29 protein-coding genes are annotated in these 26,555 nt (G+C 64.1%); 14 read left to right on the top strand and 15 right to left on the bottom strand.

Translation table 11 applies throughout. The annotated features are described in order from the left end of the window. Window positions 1-35 precede the first annotated feature (35 nt). The 13 genes from ptsP to GJ668_RS03875 all read right to left on the bottom strand — a co-directional run bounded on the left by ptsP (window position 36) and on the right by GJ668_RS03875 (window position 10,503). Window positions 36-1,799 carry a phosphoenolpyruvate--protein phosphotransferase gene (gene ptsP, locus GJ668_RS03935; protein ID WP_186342872.1) on the bottom strand — a complete coding sequence of 588 codons (1,764 nt, stop codon included), beginning with the start codon at window positions 1,797-1,799 and terminating at the stop codon, window positions 36-38. Next, entirely contained in the window at window positions 1,796-2,065 is a 270-nt protein-coding gene (locus tag GJ668_RS03930) for an HPr family phosphocarrier protein (RefSeq protein ID WP_155448817.1), read from the bottom strand. Before GJ668_RS03930 ends, ptsP begins: the two co-directional genes overlap by 4 nt. 83 nt (window positions 2,066-2,148) lie before the next feature. Beyond that, window positions 2,149-2,538, bottom strand: coding sequence for a PTS sugar transporter subunit IIA domain-containing protein (locus GJ668_RS03925; protein ID WP_186342871.1), 390 nt, complete (start codon window positions 2,536-2,538; stop codon window positions 2,149-2,151). Beyond that, a complete protein-coding gene (gene rapZ, locus GJ668_RS03920; RefSeq protein WP_155448815.1) occupies window positions 2,535-3,392 on the bottom strand; it encodes an RNase adapter RapZ in 858 nt (285 codons plus the stop codon). Before rapZ ends, GJ668_RS03925 begins: the two co-directional genes overlap by 4 nt. Before the next feature lie 35 nt (window positions 3,393-3,427). Continuing rightward, window positions 3,428-4,381 carry an HPr(Ser) kinase/phosphatase gene (gene hprK / locus GJ668_RS03915; protein ID WP_155448814.1) on the bottom strand — a complete coding sequence of 318 codons (954 nt, stop codon included), beginning with the start codon at window positions 4,379-4,381 and terminating at the stop codon, window positions 3,428-3,430. Window positions 4,382-4,399: 18 nt separating this feature from the next. Continuing rightward, complete coding sequence (locus GJ668_RS03910) at window positions 4,400-4,849, bottom strand: PTS sugar transporter subunit IIA (RefSeq protein ID WP_155448813.1); 450 nt, start codon at window positions 4,847-4,849, stop codon at window positions 4,400-4,402. A 213-nt stretch (window positions 4,850-5,062) separates the two neighbouring features. Then, window positions 5,063-5,389, bottom strand: coding sequence for a ribosome hibernation-promoting factor, HPF/YfiA family (gene hpf / locus GJ668_RS03905; protein WP_155448812.1), 327 nt, complete (start codon window positions 5,387-5,389; stop codon window positions 5,063-5,065). A gap of 33 nt (window positions 5,390-5,422) precedes the next feature. Then, a complete protein-coding gene (locus GJ668_RS03900; protein ID WP_155448811.1) occupies window positions 5,423-6,907 on the bottom strand; it encodes an RNA polymerase factor sigma-54 in 1,485 nt (494 codons plus the stop codon). A gap of 74 nt (window positions 6,908-6,981) precedes the next feature. Beyond that, window positions 6,982-7,707: an LPS export ABC transporter ATP-binding protein gene (gene lptB, locus GJ668_RS03895; RefSeq protein WP_155448810.1), complete on the bottom strand. Its 726-nt coding sequence runs from the start codon at window positions 7,705-7,707 to the stop codon at window positions 6,982-6,984. Beyond that, window positions 7,704-8,237: a lipopolysaccharide transport periplasmic protein LptA gene (lptA, locus tag GJ668_RS03890; RefSeq protein WP_155448809.1), complete on the bottom strand. Its 534-nt coding sequence runs from the start codon at window positions 8,235-8,237 to the stop codon at window positions 7,704-7,706. Before lptA ends, lptB begins: the two co-directional genes overlap by 4 nt. Before the next feature lie 8 nt (window positions 8,238-8,245). Further along, complete coding sequence (gene lptC, locus GJ668_RS03885) at window positions 8,246-8,860, bottom strand: LPS export ABC transporter periplasmic protein LptC (protein WP_155448808.1); 615 nt, start codon at window positions 8,858-8,860, stop codon at window positions 8,246-8,248. Continuing rightward, window positions 8,857-9,378, bottom strand: coding sequence for a KdsC family phosphatase (locus tag GJ668_RS03880; RefSeq protein ID WP_155448807.1), 522 nt, complete (start codon window positions 9,376-9,378; stop codon window positions 8,857-8,859). The genes lptC and GJ668_RS03880 overlap by 4 nt, the downstream gene beginning before the upstream one ends. Before the next feature lie 105 nt (window positions 9,379-9,483). Continuing rightward, complete coding sequence (locus GJ668_RS03875) at window positions 9,484-10,503, bottom strand: KpsF/GutQ family sugar-phosphate isomerase (RefSeq protein WP_155448806.1); 1,020 nt, start codon at window positions 10,501-10,503, stop codon at window positions 9,484-9,486. Between the two features lie 242 nt (window positions 10,504-10,745). Here GJ668_RS03875 and GJ668_RS03870 point away from each other — a divergent pair, with 242 nt between their 5' ends. The 9 genes from GJ668_RS03870 (at window position 10,746) to hisC (ending at window position 18,359) form a co-directional block, all read left to right on the top strand. Then, complete coding sequence (locus GJ668_RS03870; protein ID WP_155448805.1) at window positions 10,746-11,624, top strand: ABC transporter ATP-binding protein; 879 nt, start codon at window positions 10,746-10,748, stop codon at window positions 11,622-11,624. Next, the gene (gene mlaE, locus GJ668_RS03865; RefSeq protein WP_186342870.1) at window positions 11,624-12,403 is read left to right on the top strand and encodes a lipid asymmetry maintenance ABC transporter permease subunit MlaE; all 780 of its coding nucleotides are present in this window, start codon (window positions 11,624-11,626) and stop codon (window positions 12,401-12,403) included. The genes GJ668_RS03870 and mlaE overlap by 1 nt, the downstream gene beginning before the upstream one ends. A gap of 3 nt (window positions 12,404-12,406) precedes the next feature. Further along, window positions 12,407-12,874, top strand: coding sequence for an outer membrane lipid asymmetry maintenance protein MlaD (gene mlaD, locus GJ668_RS03860; protein WP_155448804.1), 468 nt, complete (start codon window positions 12,407-12,409; stop codon window positions 12,872-12,874). Continuing rightward, window positions 12,874-13,494 (top strand): MlaC/ttg2D family ABC transporter substrate-binding protein, encoded by a 621-nt coding sequence (locus GJ668_RS03855; protein WP_155448803.1) that lies wholly within the window; start codon window positions 12,874-12,876, stop codon window positions 13,492-13,494. The genes mlaD and GJ668_RS03855 overlap by 1 nt, the downstream gene beginning before the upstream one ends. Continuing rightward, complete coding sequence (locus tag GJ668_RS03850; protein WP_186342869.1) at window positions 13,491-13,820, top strand: STAS domain-containing protein; 330 nt, start codon at window positions 13,491-13,493, stop codon at window positions 13,818-13,820. The genes GJ668_RS03855 and GJ668_RS03850 overlap by 4 nt, the downstream gene beginning before the upstream one ends. 141 nt (window positions 13,821-13,961) lie before the next feature. Next, window positions 13,962-15,245, top strand: coding sequence for a UDP-N-acetylglucosamine 1-carboxyvinyltransferase (gene murA / locus GJ668_RS03845; protein WP_155448802.1), 1,284 nt, complete (start codon window positions 13,962-13,964; stop codon window positions 15,243-15,245). Further along, a complete protein-coding gene (gene hisG, locus GJ668_RS03840) occupies window positions 15,242-15,886 on the top strand; it encodes an ATP phosphoribosyltransferase (RefSeq protein WP_155448801.1) in 645 nt (214 codons plus the stop codon). Before murA ends, hisG begins: the two co-directional genes overlap by 4 nt. An 83-nt stretch (window positions 15,887-15,969) precedes the next feature. Then, window positions 15,970-17,277 (top strand): histidinol dehydrogenase, encoded by a 1,308-nt coding sequence (hisD, locus tag GJ668_RS03835; RefSeq protein ID WP_186342868.1) that lies wholly within the window; start codon window positions 15,970-15,972, stop codon window positions 17,275-17,277. Further along, window positions 17,274-18,359 carry a histidinol-phosphate transaminase gene (gene hisC / locus GJ668_RS03830; protein WP_155448800.1) on the top strand — a complete coding sequence of 362 codons (1,086 nt, stop codon included), beginning with the start codon at window positions 17,274-17,276 and terminating at the stop codon, window positions 18,357-18,359. The genes hisD and hisC overlap by 4 nt, the downstream gene beginning before the upstream one ends. Window positions 18,360-18,377: 18 nt before the next feature. Here hisC and argE read toward each other — a convergent pair whose 3' ends face one another. Then, window positions 18,378-19,550 (bottom strand): acetylornithine deacetylase, encoded by a 1,173-nt coding sequence (argE, locus tag GJ668_RS03825; RefSeq protein WP_155448799.1) that lies wholly within the window; start codon window positions 19,548-19,550, stop codon window positions 18,378-18,380. A 182-nt stretch (window positions 19,551-19,732) separates the two neighbouring features. Here argE and GJ668_RS03820 point away from each other — a divergent pair, with 182 nt between their 5' ends. From GJ668_RS03820 to GJ668_RS03800, 5 genes are all read left to right on the top strand, one after another. Next, window positions 19,733-20,875 carry a PDDEXK nuclease domain-containing protein gene (locus GJ668_RS03820; protein ID WP_155448798.1) on the top strand — a complete coding sequence of 381 codons (1,143 nt, stop codon included), beginning with the start codon at window positions 19,733-19,735 and terminating at the stop codon, window positions 20,873-20,875. A 157-nt stretch (window positions 20,876-21,032) separates the two neighbouring features. Next, window positions 21,033-22,154, top strand: a complete 1,122-nt coding sequence (locus GJ668_RS03815) for a peptidase C39 family protein (RefSeq protein ID WP_343032172.1) — start codon at window positions 21,033-21,035, stop codon at window positions 22,152-22,154. Between the two features lie 15 nt (window positions 22,155-22,169). Continuing rightward, window positions 22,170-23,657: a RimK family protein gene (locus GJ668_RS03810; RefSeq protein ID WP_155448797.1), complete on the top strand. Its 1,488-nt coding sequence runs from the start codon at window positions 22,170-22,172 to the stop codon at window positions 23,655-23,657. Window positions 23,658-23,686: 29 nt separating this feature from the next. After that, window positions 23,687-25,153: an RsmB/NOP family class I SAM-dependent RNA methyltransferase gene (locus GJ668_RS03805; RefSeq protein WP_155448796.1), complete on the top strand. Its 1,467-nt coding sequence runs from the start codon at window positions 23,687-23,689 to the stop codon at window positions 25,151-25,153. Between the two features lie 62 nt (window positions 25,154-25,215). Continuing rightward, window positions 25,216-25,872 (top strand): carboxypeptidase regulatory-like domain-containing protein, encoded by a 657-nt coding sequence (locus GJ668_RS03800; protein ID WP_155448795.1) that lies wholly within the window; start codon window positions 25,216-25,218, stop codon window positions 25,870-25,872. An 18-nt stretch (window positions 25,873-25,890) separates the two neighbouring features. Here GJ668_RS03800 and GJ668_RS03795 read toward each other — a convergent pair whose 3' ends face one another. Next, complete coding sequence (locus GJ668_RS03795) at window positions 25,891-26,502, bottom strand: TetR/AcrR family transcriptional regulator (protein ID WP_155448794.1); 612 nt, start codon at window positions 26,500-26,502, stop codon at window positions 25,891-25,893. Between the last annotated feature and the right edge of the window lie 53 nt (window positions 26,503-26,555).

Here is a 26,555-nt window from a genome sequence, read left to right as displayed (position 1 = left end):
ATCGAGCGCGAGCCGTGAACCGGTTATGCTACCAGTTAGCGGGCCGGAAGGGAGGATGGCACAGCGTTCAGCACTTCAAGCAGCGCGTTGGGGTTGGCCACGTCGAGTTGATCGAAGAGCTGGTCGACATGGCGTGCGAGTTCGCCGGCATCGGATTCCAGCAGAATTTCTTTGATGTCGAGCAGAGCGCCGGGCTGCATGCTGAATTCGCGCAGTCCCATCCCGAGCAGCAGCCGGGTGAAGCGCGGATCGCCGGCCATCTCACCGCACATCCCGACCGGGATATCGAAGGCGCGCCCGGCCTCGATGGTGAGCCGGATCAGGCGCAGAATGGCCGGATGCGCCGGATCGAAGAGATCGTTGACCGCATCGTCGAGCCGGTCGATGGCCAGGGTGTATTGGATGAGGTCATTGGTGCCGATGGAGAGAAAATCCATCCGTTGCGCGATGGCGCGCGCAGTCAGCGCGGCGGCCGGTACCTCGATCATGGCACCAATCGGCAGGTCGTCGTCGTAGTCGAGTCCCTCGCGGTCGAGCTGGCGCTTGAGATCGGCGATGATCGCCAGGGCGCGGTCGAGTTCGTGGACGCTGGTCACGAGCGGCAGCATCAGCCGGACCGGCCCGAGTGCCGAGGCGCGCAGGATGGCGCGCAGTTGCGGCTCGAAGAGCGCCGGCTCCTTCAGACACAGTCTGATCGCGCGCAGTCCGAGCGCTGGATTGCTCACGTTCGAGTGGGCTGTGGCCAGGGCCTCGCTGTGTTTGTCGACCCCCAGGTCGAGCGTGCGAATGGTGATGGGACGCCCGTCGAGATCGGCCAGCATGGCGCTGTAGTTGGCCAGGTGTTCCTCTTCGTCCGGCAGATCGGCGCGGTTCATGTAGAGGAACTCGGTGCGATAGAGACCGACTCCAAGTGCGCCATTGGCCTTGGCCAGCTCGATGTCCTCGGGCAGTTCCAGATTGGCCTGAAGACGGATCTCGATCCCATCGCGGGTGCGGGCCGGGCGTCCGGCCAGGGCGCGTAAACCCGTCTGACGCGCCTGGATGGCTCGCAGTCGCTGGCGATAGTCATCGACGAGTCGCGCGTCGGCGTTGGCGATGACCGTCCCGCTCGCACCATCGACGATCAGCAGCTCTTCGGCGCGCAGATAGCGGGTGATGTCGTGCAGACCCATGACCGCCGGCACCCCGAGGCTGCGTGCCAGGATCGCGGTATGCGACATGGGTCCGCCATACTCGGTCACAAAGGCCACGGCGCCGCGATGACGCAGCAGGATGGCATCGGCCGGCGCCAGATCGCGGGCGACCACCACATAGCCGGCGAGATCCCGTTCGGTCAAGGTCGATCTGTGCGCCTCGCCGCGCAGAAACCCCTGAATCTGTCCCACGACATGCTCGATGTCATCGCGGCGCGTGCGCAGATAGGGATCATCCATCTGTTCGAAGACCGCGATCAGGGCATCGCGATGACGTTGCAGCGCCCATTCGGCCGAGCAGAGTTGATCGGCGACGATCTGACGCACACCGTCGATGAGTGCCGTGTCTTCCAGCATCAAGAGATGGGCGTCGATGAACTCGGCGATTGCGACCGGCGTCTCGCGCGGGATCTGGGCGCGCACCTGTTTGAGCGCCTGACGCGCGGCCTCGACTGCGAGGTCGAAACGCTCAATTTCCCGTTGAATGTCGTCGACATCGATCGGCGCGTGAGTCACGCCCCCCTGTCCACGGATGTCGACGAAGGCCGGACCCAGTGCAATCGCGTTCGACGAACCGATTCCGATGCCCTGGAAGGCGAGAGTCACTCTGGTTCTCCGAAGCGGTCCTGTATGAGTTGTTCGATGGCCGCCATGGCCTCCTGCTCATCGGCGCCTGCCGCTTCCACCATGACCGTGGTGCCTTGGCTGGCGGCCAGCATCATGACGCCCATGATGCTCTTGCCATTGACGCTCTGGCCGCGCCGCTCGACTGTGATCTCGCTCTCGAAGCGGTTGGCGCATTGCACCAGCTTGGCGGCCGCCCGTGCGTGCAGGCCGAGCTTGTTACAAATCTCGAGTTCTTGGCGAATCATCCGGGCTTGGTCCTTCTCGGTAAGGGTAGTACCTAAATCGCGTTTGGATCGAATCCGTGCGGGCGGCGTGCCGCTGACGGGCTTCAGGTGTCCTGGCGGACGCCATCGCGACCGCCGCTGAGCGCCTTCTCGGCCAGGCTGTCCAGATCCAGGGTCGCGTAGTTCAGGGTCCGCAGCAGCATCGGCAGGTTCAGTCCGCTGACCACCCGCGCCCGCGCGCATGAATCGGCGAACGCCCGCGCGACATTGGCCGGTGTGGCCCCATAGAGATCGGTCAGCACCAGCACGCCCTCGCCCTGGTCGATGGTTGCGGCCAGATGCGTGCAGCGCGTGAGGATTTCATCGATCGGTGTGTCGTTGATCACCTCGCAGCAGGCGACGCCGAGCGGCGACCGGCCGAGGATATCGGTGGCGATGCGCAACAGATCACCGGCCAGCGGTCGATGGGTGACGAGCAGGACACCGACGCTCACGACAGTTCCCGGTGGCGCACGATGACTGTGTGACCGAGTGACTCGAAACGCTCGCCGAGGCGCTCGGTCATGTAGACCGAGCGATGCTGGCCGCCGGTGCAGCCGATGGCGATGGTCAGATAGCTGCGCCCGTCGGTCTCGAAGCGAGGGATCCAGCGCTCGAAGAAGGCGAGAATATCCTCGCGCATGCGCGTCACCTCGGCGCTGGATTCCAGGAAGCGGGCGACCTCGGGATCACGTCCGGTGAGCATGCGCAGTTCGGCTTCCCAATGCGGATTGGGCAGACAGCGTACATCGAGCACGAAATCGACGTCAGGTGGAACGCCGTGCTTGAAGCCGAAGGATTTGAGCAGAATCGAGATCTTGGGCGACTCGCCACCCAGCAGCCAGCCGCGCACCCGATCGCGCAGCTCATGCACATTGGTCTGGGTGGTGTCGATCACCAGATCGGCGCGTTTGCGGACCGGCTCCAGAAACTCCTGTTCGAGCTGGATGGCTTCGCGCAGCGAGCGGTCGGCCTGGGTGAGCGGATGACGGCGGCGTGTTTCGCTATAGCGTCGAATCAGGGTCTCAAGCTGGGTCTCCAGAAAGAGCACGCGACAGTCGATCCCGCGTTCCTGAGCGGCAAGGGCCAGGTCGGGCAGGCGTCGCAGGGCTTCGGGGTTGCCGCGGGCGTCGATGCCGACCGCCGTCTTGCCAAAGGCCTCGTCGAGCGTCTCGTGCAGCCCGAGCACCAGATCCTGGAGCAGGAAGAAGGGCAGGTTGTCGATACAGTAGAACCCCATGTCTTCAAGCGTATGGAGCGCGATGCTCTTGCCGGCTCCGGACAAGCCACTGAGGATAATCAGCTGCATGGAATTAGGTCTCCTCTGGCGCTGTTGACATGGGATCAGTCTCCGGTGCTTGGCGGATCGGGTTGATCCTGACTGATGGCGCACGCCTGGCGGTTGATGAAGTCCAGGCCGGCGTCATAGCCGCGAAAGCGCAAAATCTGCTGTCTGACGGCCGCCTCCACCAGGATCGCCAGATTGCGGCCGGGCGCCACCGGCATGATGATCCTGGGAATCGCCACTCCCAGCACATTCAGCGTCGACAGACTGCCGGCGAGCCGGTCGATGCATTCGAGCTGAGGTCGAGCCAGGGGTTGCAAGTCGATGACGAGATTGAGCGTCTTGTCGCGCAGTACCGCGCTCTCGCCGAACATGGCCCGGATATTGAGGATGCCGAGACCGCGCACTTCCAGGAAGTCTCTGAGCATCTCCGGACAGCGACCCTCGATGACTTCGGGCGCGATGCGCGCGAAACGCGGTGCGTCGTCGGCGATGAGCCGATGGCCGCGCGTGATGAGATCGAGCGCCAGCTCGCTCTTGCCGACGGCTGGCGCTCCGGTCAGGAGTACGCCCATGCCCAGCACCTCGATGAAGACGCCGTGGATGGTCTGGCGTTCGGCCAGTGCCTGCGTGAAAAAATAGCGCAGATGATTGATCAGTTCCTGATCGCTGAGCGCAGACCCCAGGAGCGGGGTCCGGGTCGCGCAGGCGCGTTCCCGGAAGTCGGGTGGCGGAGTGAGGCCGTTGCTGAAGATCACCGCCGCTGGCTGGTCGGCGAAGAGCGTGTCGAGTGTCTCGCCGTAGGCGGTCGCGCCAAGCCCCGCGAGATAGCGCTGTTCGGGCAGGCCGACGACCTGCAGGCGATTGGGATGGATGAGGTTCAGCGAGCCGATGAGCGACTGCCCGGGATCCTCCCCGAGCACGGGGCGCAGTGTCTCGGGTTCCGGAGTCAGCCAGTGCAGCTTGAGCTGAGAGCCGGCTTGGGCGACGACGCTCTGGAGGCTGTCGATCATAGAGGCGAACTGGCTGGCCTAGACGGCGCGTAGAATTCGCAGGATCTCGTCCCGAGTGCTGGACTCGCGCAAACCGGCTCGCACGTTCGGGTCGCTGAACAGACTGGCCAGATGCGCGAGCAGGCGCAGATGTTCCTCATTGGCCTCCTCGGGCACGAGCAGCGCGAACGCCAGGTCGACGGGTTCGCCGTCGGCGGCATCGTAATCGACGCCCTGAACGGTCTGCACGAAGGCGCCGATCACTGCGCCGACATCCTTCACCCGTGCGTGGGGCAGGGCGATGCCGTGACCGAGTCCGGTGCTGCCAAGGCGTTCGCGTTCGAGCAGGCGCTCGAAGATGGCTTCGGTCTGAAGCCGGGGATGATCGCTGGCGAGCAGCTCGGCCAGTGTCTCGAGTAGCCGTTTCTTGCTGGCAATCTCGAGGCCGCATCCGATACGGGCTTCGTTGATCAGGTCAGGGCCTAACATGGCTCCAGCTCCCGCTAGCCACTGAAGCGCCGGCGGGCGCTCAGGGGTCGATGACTGATCCAGCCAGGATAGCGCCGGCATTCGATGCTGGTCATGGGTGTTTGGTCCTCAGAATGAAAAACACCCCGGACGTCAGCGACGCATGCGTCCGAGGTGTGGCCTGTGCCCTAGCTACAAGGATACGCCGCTTTCAGGGCGATGAACCGGCTGATCTCACTCGGCCTCAGGCTCAGTGATCTTGACGGCGCCACCGCGATGGCTACTGCGCTTTTCCTTATAGCGGATGACCTGACGATCGAGCTTGTCGATCAGACCATCGATGGCGGCATACATGTCCTCGTGGACGGAGTCGGCGAACACCTTGCCGCCATTGACATGGAGCGTGGCCTCGGCCTTTTGCTGGAGCTTCTCCACGGTTAGGACGACATGGGCATTGATGACGTGGTCGAAATGGCGTGCAAGACGCTCGAATTTGCTGTCGACATAGGACTTCAGCGCATCGGTGACGTCGATGTGGTGACCCGTCAGGTTGATTTGCATCATTGGACTCCTTCATAAGGTTCAAACGGCCTGTCAAGCCAGGCGTTTGCGCTCACTCGAGGCTGGGATACCCATAGCCTCGCGGTATTTGGCGACTGTTCGGCGCGCGACGTTGATGCCCTGGTCCGCCAGTTCCTCGGCAATTTTGTTGTCGCTGAGTGGCTTGCGCGGGGATTCTCCCGCGATCAGCTTGCGGATCAGGGCGCGAATCGCCGTCGACGAGCATTCGCCGCCAGAGGTGGTGTTGACGTGGGATGAAAAGAAATATTTGAGTTCGAAGGTGCCTCGTGGCGTATGCATGTACTTCTGCGTGGTCACGCGCGAGATGGTCGACTCATGCAGCTCCAGGGCCTCGGCGATGTCGCGCAGCACCATGGGGCGCATCCCCTCGTCGCCATGTTCGAGAAAATCCTGTTGCATCTCGACGATCTTGGCTCCCACGCGCAGTACCGTGTCGTTGCGGCTCGCCAGGCTCTTGATGAACCAGCGCGCCTCCTGGAGATGACTTTTGAGCGTCTGACCGTCGGCGCTCTGATCGGCGCGGCGGATCAGGCGCGCATAGTCGGCATTGACCCTGAGTCTGGGTGTGATATCGGGGTTCAACTCGACCTGCCAGCGGCCCTCTGTCTTGCGCACGAAGATGTCGGGTACAACGTACTCCGATGGGGCCTCCTCGATCAAGCGTCCCGGCTTCGGATTGAGACTGCGGATGAGATCGAGCGCGCCGCCCAGATCGCGCTCGGAGTCCTTGAGCAAGCGCGAGAGGGCGTTGAGGTCGCCGCGCGGCAGGTGCTCGAAGCCCTGATCGCAGACAGCGATGGCCAGATCGCGCCAGGGTGTTCCGGCGGGTAGCTGGCGCAACTGGATCAGCAGACACTCGCGCAGGTCGCGTGCGCCGACGCCGGCCGGATCGAGCGACTGGACGCGATGGATCTGGGCCTCGATCTCATCGATGTCGATCGTGGGATTATCGATGGTGGCCAGCAATTCTTCAGTATCCGCGCGCAGATAGCCATCGGCGTCGATGGCATCGATGACGGTCTGGGCGATCATGAAATCGCGCTCGCTCAGCCGGCTGAGGTTCAACTGCCAGGTCAGATGGTCCCACAGCGTCTGCGGACGCGAGCGGTGGAGCAGCGGATCATAGTCCGAGCCGTCGTCCGCGCCGTGCGACGAGGGCGGCAGATAGCTGTCGAAGACGTCACTCCATTGGGTGTCGACCGGCAGTTCATCGGGCATGTCGTTGGATTCGGCCCGCACCTCGCGATCAACGCTCGCTTCGGACTCAGGCGCGCGCTGGTCCTCGCCATCACGTTGCGACAGGCGAGTCTCCTCGGTTTCGCTGGACTTGAAGCGTTCGGATTCCTCGCCGTCCTCCAGCATGAGGTTGCTTTCGAGCGCCTCCTGGATCTCATGTTGCAACTCAAGCGTCGACAGTTGCAGCAGCTTGATGGCTTGCTGCAACTGGGGCGTCATGGTGAGTTGCTGACTGAGACGAAGCTGAATGGATGGCTTCATGGATCGAGTGGGCGTCTGATCGTGGTCCGTTTAGCGTGATTTAGCAATAAGGGTGCCTGTCTACTGAGTCTAGTCTACATGGAAAAATCGGCGCCTAGATAGACATCGCGCACCCGCTGGTTGGCCAGCAGCTCAGCCGGCGCGCCGGCAGCGATCACGGTGCCGGCGCCGAGAATGTAGCCGCGGTCGCAGATATCGAGCGTTTCGCGCACATTATGGTCAGTGATGAGTACGCCGATGGAGCGGTCGCGCAGATGCGTGACGATGGCTTTGATATCGCCGACGGCGATTGGGTCGACACCGGCGAATGGCTCATCGAGCAGCATCACGCTTGGCTCGACCGCCAGGGCGCGTGCGATCTCCAGCCGCCGGCGCTCACCGCCCGAGAGACTGAGCGCGAGTGAATCGGCGACATGCGCGATGCCCAGTTCCTCCAGCAGGCGCTCACTGCGCGCTTCGCGCTCACCGCGTTTGAGATCGCGTCGCGTCTCCAGGATGGCCAGAATGTTCTCACGCGCGCTCAGCTTGCGGAAGACTGACGGCTCCTGGGCCAGATAGCTCAGCCCGGCGCGCGCCCGAGCATGCATGGGCAGGCGCGTGAGATCGCGCTCGTCGAGCAGGATGCGGCCCTGATCGGCATGGATCAGACCGACGATCAGATAAAAGCAGGTCGTCTTGCCCGCACCATTGGGTCCGAGCAGGCCCACGACCTCGCCCGGCTCGACCTGAACGCTGACGTCCTGGAGTACCTGGCGGCTGCCGTAGTGCTTCATCAAGTGTTCGGCACGCAGACCGCTCATTGTGAGTCCGGGGTGATGCTGATCTTGACCCGGCCCGCACCGCCGGCGCGAAAGCGGGCCTTCGCGCGATCATAGAGAATGCGCTCGCCCGTGAGTCGATCCTCGCCCTGGATCAGCAGCCCCTCGCCGATCAGCACCAGTTCGTCCTTGTCGGCATCGTATTCCATGCGCTTGGCGAAAGCTTGGACCTCGCCCTGATCGTCATCGAGCAACTGCTTGTAGCTGGCCGGCTGGCCGAGCGCGATGATCAGACGTGGCTGGCGGTCCTGGCGATGATAGACGGTCACATGCTCGGCGAGCAGTTGCATGCTGCCCTGGTCGACCTGGACGTTGCCGACATAGATGCTGGTGCTGTCAGACTCGCGCACCTCGACCTCATCGGCCTCGATATAGATCGGCTGCCGGGCGTCTTCTTCGAGCGCCCAGACGCTCGCGCCGAAACCGGCGCCAAGGCTGAGCAGGAGACCGAGGATCGACCATTGCGCCGAACCGGTCCAGCCGCGTCGCCGCTTGGATGCACTTGAAAGCATGGGACGCCTCATCGGTCGGGAGTGCGTTCGTGTTCGGGTGAAATGCGGATACGGGCGCGTCCGTAAAAACTGGTGCGCGCGGCATCCTGCAGATACCACAGTCGCATCCCATTGGCGGTCACCCAGTCACCGTCACTGTCGATACGCACCGGCAGATCGGTCTCGGCCAGTCCCGTCTGACGCCAGATGTCCAGGCGCTCGGTTTCCAGGTGCATCGGGCGGTTGCTGGCGTCAGCCTCGCGATCGAGCCGCACGGCGCCGCTCAGTTGCACCTGATCGCCTTCGGCCTGTACCGTCCCGAGCCGCGCCTGCGCGAACCACGGCGGGCCGTCAGGGCGATAGAGTACCAGGCGCGGCTCGTCGAGTTCGGAGAGATCCTCGTCGGCATAGTGACGCAATCGCTCGGCCTTCAGGCGACGACTCGGTTCGCCGGTGGCGTCGGTTTCCAGGGCCGACAGTCCTTGGACGATATAATCGGGCCGTCGCTCGCGGGGCGCTTGAACGGCCTCGTCGTCAGGGAGCCTGTGCAGCTGCCACCAGGCGCCGAGACCGACGAGCGCAAAGCCGATCCCGAGCAGCCATTGACGGCGCGCTCCGTCCTGACGCTCGGCGAAACGGGTCATGAATATGCGGCCAGCAGCGGTTCGAGATGTCCCTGGGCGTCGAGGATGAGTTCACAGACCTCGCGTGCCGCGCCACGTCCGCCGGGCGCCGTGGTGCGCCAGTGGGCCAGCTCGCGCACCCTGGGATCGGCGTCGGCGACCGCGATCGCCAGTCCGACCTGACGCATCACCGGCAGGTCGATGACATCGTCGCCGACATAGGCGACCTGCGCGTCGTCGAATCCATGGCGCTGTTTGAGCTGTTCATAGGCCGGGAGCTTGTGACGATAGCCTTGGAAAATGTCCGAGACGCCCAGGCTCTCCATGCGCATCTGTACGACATTGGAGGTGCGTCCGGTAATCACGGCCAGTCGTATCCCACTCTCCTGGAGCAGGACCATGCCGTGACCGTCGCGTGAGTTGAACGCCTTGTATTCCTGGCCGTCGTCGCCGAGGAACAGACTGCCGTCGGTGAGTACGCCATCGACGTCGAAGATGACCAGCCGGATGCGCGAGGCGCGTTCTCGAATCTCTGTCATTGAATCGCGTCCTGGGTTGAAATGCGTGCCCTTGTAGCCGCTTCGGGGAGCCTGGTCAATACACGCGCGCTCGCCGTCGGTGTACATTCGACCCCGCGCACGGTCTCAGACGACCCCGGCGCGCAGCAGGTCGTGCATGTTGAGCGCCCCGATCAGACGCCTCTTGGCATCGACCACCAGCAGTCCATTGATGGCGCGCGACTCCATGAGCCGCACCGCCTCGACAGCCAGAGCGCCTGATTCGATGGTCGCGCACTGGCGCGTCATGACCGTGTCGACCAGGGTCTGGTGGACATCGATGCCGCGATCGAGGGTGCGGCGCAGATCGCCATCGGTGAAGACCCCGGCCAGGGTGCCATCCGGGTTTACCACGGCACTCATGCCCAGCCCCTTGCGCGAGATCTCCTCCAGCGTATCGAGCAGCGAGGTGCCGAGCGCGACCCAGGGCAGGCGGACACCCTGGTGCATCACGTCGTCGACATGCAGCAACAGACGCCGTCCGAGACTGCCGGCCGGATGGGAGCGGGCGAAGTCCTCGGCAGTGAAGCCGCGACTTTCGAGCAGCGCGATGGCCAGCGCATCGCCCATGGCCAGCGCCGCCGTGGTGCTGGAGGTCGGTGCCAGACCCAGTGGACAGGCTTCCATGGCGACGCTGATGTCGAGATCGACATCGGCCTCGCGCGCCAATGTGGAACCGCGCCGGCCGGTCATGGCGATCAGGGGCACGCCGAGGCGCTTGATGAGCGGCAGGATGGTCAGCAGCTCATCGGTCTCGCCCGAGTTCGAAATGGCCAGCACCACGTCGCGCGGGGTGATCATGCCCAGATCACCGTGGCTGGCCTCGCCCGGATGGACGAAGAACGCCGGGCTGCCGGTGCTGGCCAGGGTGGCGGCGATCTTGCCGCCGATATGACCGGACTTGCCCATGCCGAGCACCACGATGCGCCCGTCGCAGGCGAGCATGTAGCGACAGGCGGCCACGAAGGTCTCATCCATCCGCGCCGCGAGTGCCGCGACCGCGTTCGCCTCGGTCTCGATCACAGCACGCCCGAGTTGCTTGATCTGAGCGGCCTGCTCGGGTGTGAGCGCGGGCGGAGACGTGCCGAGTTGTCGTCGTTCAGTCATGCGGAGCGGTATCCAGCTGGGTTCAGTGTGACTTGGTGTCTAACGGGCGAGCGCCGATTGCGCAGTTTCAAGACGCCGCACGCATCGACAGGAGGCGTCAAGATTAACAGGATTGCCGAGGACATCGGGCAAATCTGAAGGCCGCCGCTCTCATTTGATGGCGGCGGATCTCGTCGACATTTCTTGACGCCTGCCTCCTTAGGAGATGAAAATTGATTTTTTAAATCAAAACGCTGGAGACCATGGCCGGACAAGGACTTGAGTCAGATCGCGTCTTGGAGCGCCGGCCGGTGTCGAGCGATGCCGTCGACGCACGCCCGGAGGTGCTCGTCGAGATCCGTGGTCTGTGTTTTCGCCGTGGCGAGCGCGTCATCTTCGAGGATCTCGATCTCGACATCCGGCGTGGCACAGTGACGGCGGTGATGGGGCCGAGCGGGACCGGCAAGACGACCCTGCTCAAGCTCATCACCGGGCAGTTGCACCCGGACGCCGGAACCATCCGCGTCGCGGGTCAGGAAGTAACGCGGCTCAACACGGCCGCACTCTTCCGGCTGCGCCAGCGCATGGGGATGCTCTTTCAGTCGGGCGCGCTCCTGACCGATCTGAGCGTCTTCGACAATGTCGCTTATCCACTGCGTGAGCACACCAATCTCAGTGCGTCGATGGTGCGCAAGCTGGTGCTGCTCAAGCTCGAAGCCGTCGGTCTGCGCGGAGCGCGCGATCTGATGCCGGCTGAGCTATCCGGTGGCATGGCGCGCCGGGTGGCCCTGGCGCGGGCGATCGCGCTCGATCCCATGATGATCCTCTATGATGAACCCTTCACCGGCCAGGATCCGATCTCGATGGGGATGCTGATGGCGCTCATCCGCCAGCTCAACGACGCCTCGGGTCTGACCAGTATCCTGGTCTCGCACGATGTGCGCGAAACAGCGAGCATCGCCGATTATCTCTATGTGATCTTCGAAGGCCGCGTGGTGGCCCGGGGTACGCCGGACGCACTGGCCGCCGATCAGTCCGCGTGGGTGCGTCAGTTCATGGACGGTCTGCCGGACGGACCTGTACATTTTCACTATCCGGCGCCTGCTCTGGCCGAGGATCTGCTGACACGGAGGGCGCGCTGATGCTGGACCCTCTGGCGCGGCTCGGTCGCCGTGTGCTCGAAGCCCTGGAGCGTCTCGGGCGCGGGCATCTGCTGCTGCTGGCGATCCTGCTCGGTCTGGGCGAGGTGCTGCGTCGTCCGCGTCTGCTCTGGGAGCAGATGTTCAATATCGGCGTGCTCTCGCTGCTGATCGTCGGCGTCTCAGGTCTGTTCGTCGGCATGGTACTGGCACTTCAGGGCTATTATGTGCTGTCGCAGTTCGGCGCTGCCGAGAGTCTGGGGGTCATGGTCACCGCCTCGCTGGTGCGCGAACTTGGACCCGTGGTCACGGCGCTGCTGGTGGCCGGACGTGCCGGTTCGGCGCTCACCGCTGAGATCGGACTCATGAAGGCCACAGAACAGCTCTCGGGGCTGGAGATGATGGCGGTCGATCCGGTGCGACGTATCCTGGTGCCGCGTTTTCTCGGCGGGGTGCTGTCCATGCCCCTGCTGGCGGCCATCTTCAGCGCCGTCGGCGTGCTGGGCGGCTATTTTGTCGGCGTGGGCCTGCTCGGCGTCGACGAAGGCGCGTACTGGAGCCAGATGCAGGCCAAGATCGATTTCGACGAGGATCTGGTCAACGGCATGCTCAAGAGCCTGGCTTTCGGTGTGGTCGTGACCTGGATCGCGCTCTTCCAGGGCTATGATACGGTGCCGACCTCCGAGGGCGTGAGCCGCTCGACCACGCGCTCGGTGGTGCAGGCGGCACTGGTGGTGCTGGGGCTGGATTTCGTCTTGACGGCGCTGATGTTCGGAGATTAAAGGATGGCTAAACGACGTAACCTCGAACTGATGGTCGGCACCTTCGTGGCGCTGGGCTTGGTCGCGCTTTTTTTTCTGGCCATGCATGTGAGCAATCTCAGCCTGAACACGTCTGGTGAAGGCTATCTGCTTCAGGCGCGCTTTGCCAATGTCGGTAGTCTCAAGGTGCGCGCGCCCGTGACCATGGCCGGGGTGCGCATCGGGCGCGTCGACTCGGTACGGTTCGACAAGGACACCTACGAGGCGGTGGTCTCGCTACGGATCGACGCGACGATCGATTCGATCCCGGACGATACCTTCGCCAACATCTTCACGTCCGGTCTGCTCGGCGAGCAGTACATCGGTCTGGAACCCGGCGGCAGCACCGAGATGCTGCGCGATGGCGACGAGATCGTCCATACGCAATCGGCGCTGGTACTCGAACAGATGATCGGACAGTTTCTTTTCCAGAAAGCAGGTGAGAGCGGCTAATGCTTCAACGACGTCATTTTCTACTTCGACTCCTGGTGCTGGTATCGCTGGTGTGGAGCGGTTCGCTGCTGGCCGCCCAGGACGAGGCAACCGCGCTGGTCAAGCGCACGACCGAGCGCATGCTCAACACGCTCGAAGCGCGCCGTGCCGAGATCGAGCGCAATCCGGCCATGATCTATGCCCTGGTCGAGTCGACCGTCCTGCCGCACTTCGACTTCGTGCGCATCACTCAGGGCGCGGTCGGTCAGTACTGGCGTCAGGCGACACCGGCCCAGCAGCGTCAACTGATCGATGGTTTCAAGCAGGTGCTCATCCGCACCTATGCGCGCTCGCTCCTGAGTTATTCGGGACAGGATATCCGCTATCTGCCGCTCAAGCCGGGCAACCGTCCGACGATGGTGACAGTCTCGACCGAAGTCCGTGAGTCTGGATCGACCCCCATTCCGGTCGAGTATCGGATGCATAATGCCGGCGCCGGCTGGAAGGTCTATGACGTGGTCATCAACAACGCCAGCCTGGTCGGCAACTATCGCAGCAGCTTCGCCACCGAGATCCGTCAGAGCGGCATCGATGGACTCATCGCCCGGCTCGGCGATATGAATACCAAGGGCCAGGAGTGAACCCGCCCGCCCGTCTGACCGCCCCGGACCCGGAGCGTCTGCTCCTCGCCGGCGTGCTCGACTTCGACACCGTCGGTCGGCTTGCCGTCGAGGGCGATGTGCTGCTGCGTGCCGCGGCCGCGCGCGGCCAGGAGCGGCTGATGCTCGATCTCAGCGCGGTCGAGCGGGCCAACAGCGCCGGGCTGGCGTTGCTGCTGGAATGGCTGGAGATGGCGCGTGCGCGTGGATTGCACCTGAGCTATGCCGGCCTGCCTGAATCGCTCACCCGGCTCGCGGCGGTCTCGAACCTGGGTGATCTGCTGACGTCGCCCGAACCACGAACCTGAACAATCCCAACCGTCAGGCACGCGGTGCGCGCGAGATGATCCGTCGATCGGCATTCAGCCCGGTCGAACGTCTCCAGGATTCCTGTATCCCCCGGTCTTGCGCGCCTCCGTGCTGTTAAGCCTTCGAACTCGATTTTTCCCATGGACAAACTCCTCATCACCGGCGGAACTCCCTTGCATGGCGAGGTGCGTGCTTCCGGCGCCAAGAACGCGGCGCTCCCGATCCTGGCGGCGACCCTGCTCGCCGAGGGTCCGGTACATCTGACCAATGTGCCGCGTCTGCGCGATATCCGCACCACGCTCGATCTGCTGGGGCGGATGGGCGCGCGTCTGACCCAGGACGCCGCCGACGGCATTCGCGTCGAGCCTGCCGAGCTGACCAGCTGCGTCGCGCCCTATGAACTGGTGAAGACCATGCGCGCCTCGATCCTGGTGCTCGGGCCACTGGTCGCGCGCTATGGCCAGGCCGATGTCTCGCTCCCCGGCGGCTGCGCCATCGGCGCGCGACCGGTCAATCTGCACATCGACGGACTGCGTGCCATGGGTGCCGAGGTCACGGTCGAGGGCGGCTATATCCGCGCCCGCGCCCAGCGCCTGCGCGGGGCACGCATCGTCATGGAACTGGTCTCGGTCACGGGCACCGAGAACCTGATGATGGCCGCCGCCTTAGCCTCCGGCGAAACCCTGATCGAGAATGCGGCGCGCGAGCCGGAAGTCGTCGATCTGGCCGAGTTCCTCAACGCGCTCGGTGCGCGCATCGAGGGCGCAGGTACGGATCTGATCCGCGTCCAGGGCGTCGAGCGACTCGGCGGTGGTGACTACCGCGTTATGCCCGACCGCATCGAGACCGGCACCTTCCTGGTCGGCGCGGCCATGACCGGCGGTCGGGTGCGGGTCACGGACACCCGGCCCGACTGTCTCGACGCCGTGATTCAGAAGCTGCGCGAGGCCGGTGCCGAGGTCAGCACCGGGCTGGACTGGATCGACGTTGACATGGGCGGACGGCGTCCGCAGTCAGTCGACATCCACACCGCGCCGCACCCGGCCTTTCCGACCGACATGCAGGCTCAGTTCTGCGCGCTCAACGCCATCGCCGAGGGCGTGGGCACGGTGGCCGAGACCATCTTCGAGAACCGTTTCATGCATGTGCCGGAACTCCAGCGCATGGGCGCCGACATCCGCATCGACGGTCATGTCGCCGTCTGTCACGGTGTTGAGTGTCTGACGGCCGCGCCGGTGATGGCCACAGACCTGCGTGCCTCGGCCGGACTGGTGCTGGCCGGACTGGTCGCGCGCGGCGAGACTCTGGTCGACCGCATCTATCACCTGGATCGCGGCTATGAGACCATGGAAACCAAACTCTCGACCCTGGGCGCCAACATCCAGCGCATCGCCGGGGCTGACAGGATTACACCATCGCTATGAATCTCACTGCTCCCCTGACCATCGCGCTCTCCAAGGGCCGCATCTTCGATCAAACCCTGCCGCTGCTGGCCCATGCCGGCATCGAACCGCTCGACGATCCGGAGACCAGCCGCAAGCTGATTCTGGAGACCTCCAACCCGCTGGTGAAATTCGTCATCATCCGCGCCAGCGACGTCCCCACCTATGTCCAGTACGGCGCGGCGGATCTGGGCGTAGCGGGCAAGGATGTGCTCCTGGAGCATGGCGGAGAGGGACTCTATGAGCCGCTGGATCTGGGGATCGCCCGCTGTCGTCTGATGGTCGCCGGCCGGCCCGCGACCCCGGAACCCGGCACGCGCCGACTGCGCATCGCCACCAAGTACGTCCACTCAGCCGAGCGCTATTTCGCCGCCAAGGGCCAGCAGGTCGAGATCATCAAGCTCTATGGCTCGATGGAACTGGCGCCGCTGGTCGGGCTAGCCGATCTCATCGTCGACCTGGTCGAAAGCGGCAACACGCTCAAGGCCAATGGTCTGGTGCCGCTGGAACATATCGCCGACATCAGCTCGCGCCTGGTGGTCAACAAGGCCGCCTGGAAGATGAAGCACGAGGCCGTGACGGCGTTGCTGGCGTTGCTGCGTGAGGCCGTAACCAGCCGCTGAGCGCGCTCGCCCGCGATGCCTATCAGCCAGGTCTGTTCGCGCTGGCTCCAAGCGCTTTTTACTAGAGTTAGGATCATACCGCCGTGACCGACATCCAACGTCTTTCCACCTTGGACCCCGATTTCGACACCCGTCTCGATGGGCTGCTGGCCTGGGAGTCGGTCTCCGATGATCGAGTCCAGCAGATCGTCGCCGAGATCCTCCGCGAGATCCGGGCGCGGGGCGATGCGGCCCTGCTCGAATACACCACCCGCTTCGACCGCTGGACGCCGGCTCAGCCCGCTGACCTGGAACTGCCGCGCGCGCGTCTGGAACAGGCCTGGAACAGCATCCCCGCCGAGCAGCGTCAGGCACTCGAAGTCTCAGCCGAGCGTATCCGCGCCTATGCCGAGCATCAGAAGCTCAGCGGCTTTCGCTATCGCGATCCGGACGGCACTTTGCTCGGTCAGCAGGTCACGCCGCTCGATCGCGCCGGGCTCTATGTCCCCGGCGGCAAAGCGGCCTATCCGTCCTCAGTGCTGATGAACGCCATCCCGGCCAAGGTCGCGGGCGTCTCCGAACTCATCATGGTGGTACCGACGCCGGACGGTGAATTGAACGAGCTGGTGCTGGCCGCCGCCCATGTCGCCGGCGTCGACCGCGCCTTTGCCGTTGGCGGAGCACAGGCGGTGGCCGCGCTCGCTTATGGTACCGAGACCATCCCCGGCGTCGACAAGATCGTCGGTCCGGGCAACATCTATGTCGCCACCGCCAAGCGCGCCGTCTTTGGTCAGGTCGGTATCGACATGGTCGCGGGTCCATCCGAGATTCTGGTCATCTGCGATGGCGGCACGGATCCGGACTGGATCGCCATGGACCTGTTCTCGCAGGCCGAGCACGACGAGGATGCGCAATCGATCCTGGTGAGCTGGGATGCGGAATTCCTCGATCGTGTCGCCGCGAGCATTGATCGGCTGCTGCCGACCATGGAGCGCGCGCCGATCATCGAGTCCGCGCTCCGGGCGCGTGGAGCACTGATCCTGGTACGCGATCTGGACGACGCCATTGCGGTCGCCAACCACATTGCGCCCGAGCATCTGGAACTCTCGGTCGCCGATCCCGAGTCGATCGTCGGGCGCATCCGGCACGCTGGCGCCATCTTCATGGGCCGCTATACCGCCGAAGCGCTCGGCGACTACTGCGCCGGACCCAATCACGTCCTGCCGACCTCGCGCACGGCGCGTTTTTCCTCGCCGCTCGGGGTCTATGACTTCCAGAAACGCTCCAGTCTGATCATGGCCTCGGCGGAAGGCTCAGCCCAGTTGGCCCGCACCGCCTCGGTGCTGGCGCGTGGCGAGGGACTGACCGCTCATGCCCGTTCGGCGGAGTATCGCGGAGATTTCGAGGCATGAGTGCGCGTATCGAGACTCTGGTGCGCCCCGAGATCCGCGCACTCAAGGCGTATCATGTCCCTGAGTCGAGTGGACTGATCAAGCTGGATGCCATGGAGAATCCCTACACCTGGCCGGAATCGCTCCAGGCCGAATGGCTGGAGACACTGCGCGGTCTGGAACTCAACCGCTATCCCGATCCACAGGGACTTGCGCTCCAGGCCGCCTTGCGCGAGGCGATGGAGATCCCCGAGGACATGGGGTTGCTGCTCGGCAATGGCTCCGATGAGCTGATCCAGATGCTGGCGCTCACGGTCGCCGCGCCTGGACGCAAGATCCTTTCGATCGAGCCTGGGTTCGTCATGTACCGCCTGATCGGACTGTTCGCCGGCATGGAGTATGTCGGGGTGCCGCTCCAGGCCGAAGACTTCTCGATTGATCTGCCGGCGGTGCTGGAGGCCATTGAACGCGAGCAGCCGGCGCTGGTCTATCTGGCCTATCCCAACAATCCGACTGGCAACCGCTTTGACGCCGACGACATGGTGCGCCTCATCGAAGCCGTGCCCGGTCTGGTCATCGTCGACGAGGCCTATGCGCCCTTCACCGATTCGAGCTTCATGGGATTGGTCGGCGACTGGGACAATCTGCTGGTGATGCGCACCGTCTCCAAGATGGGATTGGCTGGGCTGCGGCTCGGGTATCTGGTCGGACCGCCCGACTGGCTCGCTGAGATCGACAAGGTCCGGTTGCCCTACAACGTCAATGTACTGACCCAGGTTTCGGCCGCTTTCGCGCTCAAGCACAAAGCGGTGTTCGATGCACAGACGCGGACTATCCGCGCTGAACGCGCCCGGCTCCAGGAGGCGCTGAGCCGGATTTCGGGTCTGCATCCCTATCCGAGCGAGGCCAACTTCATCCTCACGCGCGTCCCCGAGGGGCGTGCCGGGGCGCTCTTCGATGGACTCAGGCAGGCGGGCATCCTGATCAAGAATCTCGATGGCGCGCATTCGCTGCTTAAGGACTGTCTGCGCCTGACCGTTGGTGCGCCTGAAGAGAACGCCGTCCTGGTGACGGCTCTGGAGTCGTTGCTGGCAGCGTCGTGAGCGTGCTTGAGGCGCGATTCAGCTCGCCGCGTCCTGGCCCTCAACGCAGAAACGCTGAATGAGGGCGCGCAGTAGCTCCAGCGTCGGCGGGATGCGATCGAGGGCTAAGAACTCATCGGGCTGATGGGCCTGGGCGATATCGCCCGGTCCAAGAATCAGCGTCTCCATCCCGAGCTGGTTCAAGAACGGCATCTCGGTGCCGAAGCTGACCGCCTCGGCGGCGTGTCCGGTGAGTGATTCGCAGGCTCGCACGATGGCGGCGGTCGCCGGCGTCTCGGCGGGCGGAATCGGCGCAAACAGCGGTTCAACCGACCACTGAAGTCCGCGTCGCTGCCCAACCCCGGCGACGCGCTCCGCCAGCGCGGCGCGCAGATCCGCCGGATCCATGCCGGGCAGGACGCGCAGATCCAGATGCAGCTCGCACTCGCCGCAGATGCGGTTGGGATTGTCGCCGCCGTGGATATGGCCCAGGTTGACGGTGGGGTAGGGCACCGGGAAGGCCGGATGCCGATGCGCGAGCTGTAACTCGGCGCGCCAGTCGAGGATGACCGACATGACCTCGTGCATCCCATCGAGCGCATTGTTGCCCAGGCTCGGATCACTGGCATGGCCGCTGCGCCCGATCAGCCGCACCGCTTCGCCCATCACCCCCTTGTGCAGACGCACCGGCCGCAGATTGGTCGGTTCGCCGATGACGGCGTGACGTCCGAGTGGTCGTCCGGCCTCGACCAGGGCGCGCGCACCGTGCATGGCCGATTCCTCGTCAGCGGTGGCCAGGATCATCAGCGGGCACTTGAGATCCGATGCGCGGAATGAGCGCGCCGCCTCCAGTGCCAGCGCGAAGAAGGACTTCATGTCCGATGTGCCCAGCCCGTAATAACGCCCATCGACCTCGGTCAGCTTGAGCGGGTCATGGGTCCAGAGTGGGGCGTCGAAGGGGACGGTATCCGTATGGCCCGACAGCACCAGACCGCCGGGGCCGGAACCGAGCGTGCCGAGCAGGTTGAACTTGCCCGGATGTCCGGGGATCGGGAGGATCTCGGCGCGAAATCCGGCGCTCTCCAGCCAGCCGGCCAGCAGCATGACCAGAGGTTCGTTGCTGTGATCGAAAGCGGGCGTGACGCTGCTCACCGAGAGCGTGCCGATCAACCCTTCGAGCATGGTTTTGAGCGGTGGGGCCTGGATGGTCATGGTTTGGAAGCTCTCTGCGGTGGTTGGCGGCAGTGAATATGGGGACGATGGTGCTTGGATAACCGGATCGTCGGTCCAGGCAAACGGGTTACGCTGGTTTCATCGCGACCGAACCTTGCCCCAACGCGATTGTATCCATTCTAATGGACCATCCCTCAACGAAGCGGAGCTTTGGACGACGGATGAAGACAGCGGAACTCATCGCCTATCGCGACCTACTCGGCGACATCAAGACTCGTGTCCGCCAGGCCCAGCACCGTGCGGCGTTGTCCGCCAACGCTGAGCTGATCCGTCTCTACTGGGACATCGGTCGTCTGATCGCGGCGCGGCAGGAGCGGGAAGGTTGGGGCGCGGGCGTCATTCCACGACTGGCGCTGGATCTGAGGAATGAACTGCCTGAACAGAAGGGATTCTCCGAACGCAACATCAAGCGGATGCTGCGATTTTTTCGCGAGTACCCCAGATTGCAGCCTCCTGCTGCCGAGCCGATGCCGCCTGTGGAGCTTTCGCAGACGCTCGAACAGCAAGCACCCGTAATTGTGCCGCAGCCGGCGGCACAATTGGCATCCGGGGACGCTGGCACCATGTCTGCCGCACTCGCCTTTGGCATCCCCTGGTTTCATCACATCATACTGATTGAAAAAATCAAGGATCTGCCAACCCGCCTTTGGTATGCACAGCAGGTGCTCGAACAGGGCTGGAGCCGGGACACGCTTGCGGTGCAAATCAAGAACCGCGTTCATGAACGTCAGGGCAGCGCCGTCACGAATTTCTCGACCACACTGCCGGAGGCCCACGCCGCGTTGGCTCAGGGACTGCTGAAAGATCCCTATGTCTTCGACTTCCTGACGCTGGACGAGCCCTTCCGCGAGCGCGAACTCGAAACCGGACTGCTTGAGCACCTCCAGCGGTTTCTGATCGAGCTGGGGCGCGGCTTCGCCTTCGTCGGGCGCCAGTATCGGCTGGCGGTCAGCGACCGCGATTTCTACCTCGACCTGTTGTTCTACCATCTCCATCTGCGCTGTTTCGTCGTGGTCGATCTCAAGATCGGCGACTTCAAGCCCGAATATGCCGGCAAGATGAATTTCTACTGCTCGGTCGTCGACGACCAGCTCCGCCATCCGCAGGATGCGCCGACCATCGGCCTCATCCTGTGCCAGACGAAGGATCGCATCCTCGCCGAATATGCCTTGCGCGACATCAACAAGCCGATCGGTGTGGCGGACTATGAGCTGACTCGGGCGCTGCCGGCGACATTGGCGAGTAGCTTGCCGAGTATCGAGGATCTCGAGGCCGAGCTTTCTTCGAACCTGAAGGATGATTGAAATTCGAGTCCTCTCAACAACCGGCGGTAGCATGGCAAGCCGCTCGCGCCCCAAGGTTAAGCCCGACTGCAATAGCGAACGATCTTGCGTTTTCCGGACGGCACTGTAGATTGTCGTCCCTGCCCAGCTTCACGGAAATCGCCCAAGCGCATCTCTCGTGTCAACGTCCTCCGACACCCAGTCCTTCGCCATCCGCCCCGCTGTCCTCAGCGATCTGAGCGCCCTGCTGCGTCTGGAGAACGCCTGTTTCGAGAGCGACCGCATCAGCCGGCGCCAGTTCCGCTATCTGCTCACGCGCGGTCGCGCCAGTACCCTGGTGGCGGAAGACGGCGGCGACTTACTGGGCTATGTGCTGGTGCTCTTCAGTCGCGCCACCTCGGTCGCCCGGCTCTATTCCATCGCCATCGATGCACGGGCGCGCGGACGCGGGATCGGGCGCGCGCTGGTAGCGGCCGCCGAGCAGGCCGCCTGGGCGCAGGATCGCGCCTATATGCGTCTGGAGATCCGGCGCGACAACCTGGCCTCGCAACAGCTCTTCGAGCGTGCCGGCTACCGGCGTTTCGGCATACTCTCCGACTATTATGAAGACCACATGGAGGCGCTGCGCTACGAAAAAGCGATGGCGCCCGGTCTCAAGCCCGAACTCAAGCGCGTGCCCTTCTACGAACAGACACTGGACTTCACCTGCGGCCCCTCGTCGCTGATGATGGCCATGCAGGCGCTGCGTCCGAGTCTGGAGCTGAACCGCACCCTGGAACTGCGCATCTGGCGCGAGTCGACCACCATCTTCATGACCTCAGGACACGGCGGCTGTGGCCCGCTTGGTCTGGCGCTCGCCGCCCATGCGCGTGGCTTCGTCGTCGAGGTCCATGTCAACGACACCGGCGTGCTGCTGGTCGATTCGGTGCGCAGTCCCGAGAAGAAAGAGGTCATGCGTCTGGTCCAGGAGGACATGCTCGCCGAGGCCGAACAGCGTGGCATCCCGATCCACTACCAGACGCTCGGCATCCAGGACATCCAGCTGCGCTGGGACGCGGGTGCCGTGCCTCTGGTGCTCATCAGCTCCTACCGGATCTATGGCGAGAAGTTTCCGCACTGGGTCGTGATCACCGGCTTCGACGAGCACTTCGTCTATGTCCACGACCCCTATGTCGACTACGCCAACGGCGAAAGCACGCTCGATTCCATCGACATGCCCATCCAGCGCGATGAATTCACCCGCATGGCCCGCTATGGCCGCGTCGGGCTGCAAGCCGTCGTGCTCGTCTCCAGCCCCTGAACGAACGCGATCCATATGGCTGAACATCTCCTGTTGGTGGAGCAGCCGGGCGACTGGAAGCCCGGTTTCCCGCGTCTGCCGGTGGTTACGGCGCGCGACTATCTGGCCGGCGGCGAGCTGGCGGCCAAACGCGATCTGCGCGTCATCAATCTCTGTCGCAGTTATCGCTATCTCTCGCTCGGCTATTACTGCTCGCTGCTGGCCGAGGCGCGTGGTCATAAGGTCATCCCGACGGTGCGCACCATCCAGGAGCTGTCCAGCCGCGAGATCTACGATCTGGCGACCGAGGAACTCAACATTCTGGCGCAGCGTCTGCTCGGGCGACGCAAGACCAGCGCGCTCATCCCGACCGCCTATGAGCTGACCATCTGCTTCGGTCAGTGCGACGTGAAAGAGTTGCAGCCGCTCGCGCGTCTCATTTTCGAGACCTTCCGCTGTCCCATTCTCAAGGTCGAGTTACGGTTACACGGCACCTGGCGCATCGGCGCGATCAAGGCGTTGCCGATCACGGCCATCGCAGGCGACACCGAGAGTCCGCTGTTCACGGCACTCGAAGGCTATCTCTCCAAGCGCTGGCGTCAGCCGCGCGCGCGGCTGTCCTATCGCTATGATCTGGCGATCCTGCACGATCCGGCTGAGGAGCTGCCGCCCTCGGACGCCAAGGCACTCACCCGCTTCGTCAAGGCCGGCAAGAGCCAGGGCGTGAATGTCGAGCTGATCCAGCGCAAGGATTACAGCCGCCTGGCCGAATACGACGCCCTCTTCATCCGCGAGACCACCCGTATCGGGCACCACACCTTCCGCTTCGCCAAGAAGGCCGATAGCGAGGGCATGGTGGTGATCGATGACCCGGATTCCATCCTGCGCTGCACCAACAAGGTCTATCTGGCCGAACTCCTGGCCGCGCATCGCATCCCGCGACCCAAGACCCTGGTGCTACGCAAAGAGAATCTGTTGGAGGCCGAGGAGCGGATCGGCTATCCGGTGGTCCTCAAGATCCCCGAGGGTTCCTTCTCGCGCGGTGTCCACAAGGCCGAGGACCGAGCGAGTCTGACCCGCATCGCCGCTCGACTGTTCAAGGAGTCCGATCTGATCCTGGCCCAGGAATTTCTCTATACCCCCTTCGATTGGCGCATCGGCATTCTCGGGCGCCAGCCCTTCTATGCCTGCAAGTATCTGATGAGCCGCGATCACTGGCAGATCGTCAAGCACGAGAGCGACGGGCGTCACGTCGAGGGCGGCTATGAGACCTTTGCCGTTGCCGACGTTCCGCCCGCCGTCATCCGCATCGCGCTCAAGGCGGCTGATTTGATCGGCGATGGGCTGTATGGCGTCGATCTCAAAGAGACGCCCGCAGGTCCGGTGGTCATCGAGGTCAATGACAATCCCAGTCTGGATGCCGGAGTCGAGGATCAGGTGCTCGGTGATGCACTCTATGCACGGGTGATTGCTGAATTCGTCCAGCGGCTCGACCGGCGGCGCACGGCCAAAGCGGACAAATAGACAGGCTCGATGTTTCAGGAACGCTTCAGATGAACCAACGCACCGCCCGCACCCGTGCGGCCTCGCTCCCCACGCCGGACCAGATCGCCGACTCCTGGCTCGCACGCTATCGTGATCTAGTCGACGACTGGGAGTCCTTCGCGGCCGCGCTGGGTCGACCGCTGCCGGTCGCGCTCTGGGCCAATCCGGCACGGCTTTCGGTCGCCGCGTTGGCCGAGCTGCTCGTCGAGCAGGGACTGTCGCCGCAGCCGATTCAGGGGCTGCCCAATGCTCTGAGCCTGCCGCCCGAGTTCCGGGCCGGTCAGCAATGGTGGTACTGCGTGGGGCTGGCCCATGCGCAGGAGGTCGTCTCGCAAGTGCCGGTGACGCTTATGGATCTCAAGCCCGGTCAGCGCGTGCTCGACATGTGCGCCGCGCCCGGTGGCAAGACCGCCCAGATCGCCTTTGCGCTCGACAACCGGGGCACGGTCATCGCCAACGACATTTCCTATGGTCGCATCAAGGCGCTCCAGGGCAACCTGGACCGGCTCGGCGTGCTCAATGTGACCACCACCCAGAGCGACGCCAGCAACTGGCCGACCGCCGGCGGTCAGTTCGACCGCATCCTGCTCGACGCGCCCTGTTCGAGCGAGGGCACGATCCGGCGCAATCCGTCGCTGTTGCAGCGGCATGATCCGGTCAGCGCCGAGCGGCTCGGGCCGCGCCAGCGCGCCCTGTTGCGCAAGGCCGTGCAGCGCTGCCGTCCGGGCGGTCTGATCCTCTATTCGACCTGCACCTTCGCGCCCGAGGAAAACGAGCTGGTAGTGGCCGACATCCTGGCCGAATGCGAGGGCCGAATCCGGCTGCGGACCATCGACATCCCGGGCTTCAATACTGCGCCCGGCGTGACCGAGTGGGAGGGCCGCACGCTGCCGTCCGAGCTGGCGCGGTGCCGTCGTTTCTGGCCCCATCGCAACGATACGGGCGGCTTCTTTATGGCGCTGATCGAGAATGAGGCGAGTCTGCCCGCTGAGCCGGAACCCGAACGCGCGATTCTGGTCGAAAGCGAGCACGACGAATGGCTCGACGGTCTGCTGTCCAAATACGGCCTGCCTGCGGACTACTGGAGTCGCTACCGCATCAACCGTCAGACCAAGCGCGGTCTGCATCTGCTGGCCGCCGATCACGCACCGCCGGCCGTGCCGCCGGCTGAAGGGCGCGGGATCTTTTTTCATCGCACCAACGTCCGCCCGCCCAAGCCGACGACCAGCGGGGCGCTGCTCATCGGGCCGGACGTGACGCGCTTCCGGCTCGAACTCAGCCGCGAGCAGCGTGATGCCTATCTGCGTCGCGAGATCTTTGCACCCACGCCCGAGCAACTGGCGGCCAATCCGCCGGGGCAGGTCATCGTGAGCTATCAGGGCCATGTGCTCGGCATCGCCATCCTGCACCGCTCGGGCGTCATCGAGAGCCAGTTCCCGAGCCGCTGGAGTGGTCGGACCTTGGGGGTCGAGTGAAGACAAAGACCGGATCCCTGATGCACGGTTGCAAATCATCGGCGTTGAATCTGAGGTGCTTTATGACACGAATCGATACGATCTCTGGGGTTGGGCTGTTGCTGGCTTTGACACTAGCGACTGGCATTGTCCTGGCTCAGGACGAGCCGGCACCGCCCGCGCCCATCGAGCAGGAACTGAGAACCGAATGGGTCATCGCGCCCGAGGGCGGGCAACCACCCGCGGCGGTCCAGCTTCCAGAGGGAACGGTGCTCCAGGAGGGGATGTTGCTGCCGCCCGGAACCGTGCTGCCGGGCGGAGCTATTCTGCCCGCTGAGCCGGCGGCTCAGGTTCAGGCGCCACCGGCTCCGGCTCAGATCCCGACGCCAGCACCAACCCCGGCACCGCGCGCCGATGTCGTCAGCGGCGTGCCCTATCTCAGCGGCGGTATCGGCGTCTCGGGTCGCGAGGAGATGCTCGAAGTCAAATCCAAATTCAATCTGCGTCTGCTCTTTGCTGTCGCCGGCTCTGGTTCCTATCTGGCCGATGTTCGGGTGCGTATCGACGATGCCGTCGGCCCGACGTTGCTCGAAGCCGTCTCGCAAGGCCCGTGGTTTTATGCCAGTCTGGTTCCGGGGCGCTATATCCTGCACGTCGATAATGCCGGTCAGGTCCAGACGCGCGAGATCACGGTGCCGGCTACGGGCGCCATCGAGCAATCCTTCTATTGGAACGACTGAGTCCGGCCGGCCGGTGGTCTAATCACCCTCGATGAAAGTTCGCAGTGCGGTGCGGAGCAGGGGCACCAGGGCTGCCCGGTCCAGGTCTGGATGATTGATGACCCGGGCTGCGAGTCCATCGAACAGCGCCATCAGAATCTCGGTCACGGCGGCGCCATCGCTGTCGTGTGTCAGCCCGCGTGCGCGCCGTGCGCTTCGTAGCACACCCATCAAGCGCTCACGCTTGATGCGATCGGCTTCGCGCACGCTGGCCGCGACCCTGGGATTGCGCGCCGCTTCGGCCAGGATCTCCAGCTCCAGGGCGGCGTTGTCCAGATCCGTCTTCTCGTTCAGGCCAAGGTCGACACGGTCGATCAGCGCCTGGAAGACGTCCTCGGCGTTTTCGAACTGCCGCACCATTTCCAGTGACTGCTCCAGCTTGCGCTCGACCAAGGCCGCGATGATGGCCTCCTTGTTCTCGAAGAAGTGATAGATGTGCCCCGGACTCATCCCGGCCGCCTTGGAAAGGGCGGCGATGCTGGTGCCGTGAAAGCCCTCGCGTGCGAAACAGATGGCGGCGGCGTCCAGGATCTGGCACCGGCGTGCCTGGCCGCGTGGCTGTTCTCGTTCGGGTCGGGTCGACAGGGCCATGGGGTGGTCGCTCCTCGTTGTTCTGAAGTGGAGTGGTGCATTCGTACTTGACG

This window comes from Allochromatium palmeri (assembly GCF_009720725.1).
Lineage (GTDB): Bacteria > Pseudomonadota > Gammaproteobacteria > Chromatiales > Chromatiaceae > Thermochromatium > Thermochromatium palmeri.
This window is presented reverse-complemented; position numbering and strand designations above follow the sequence as displayed.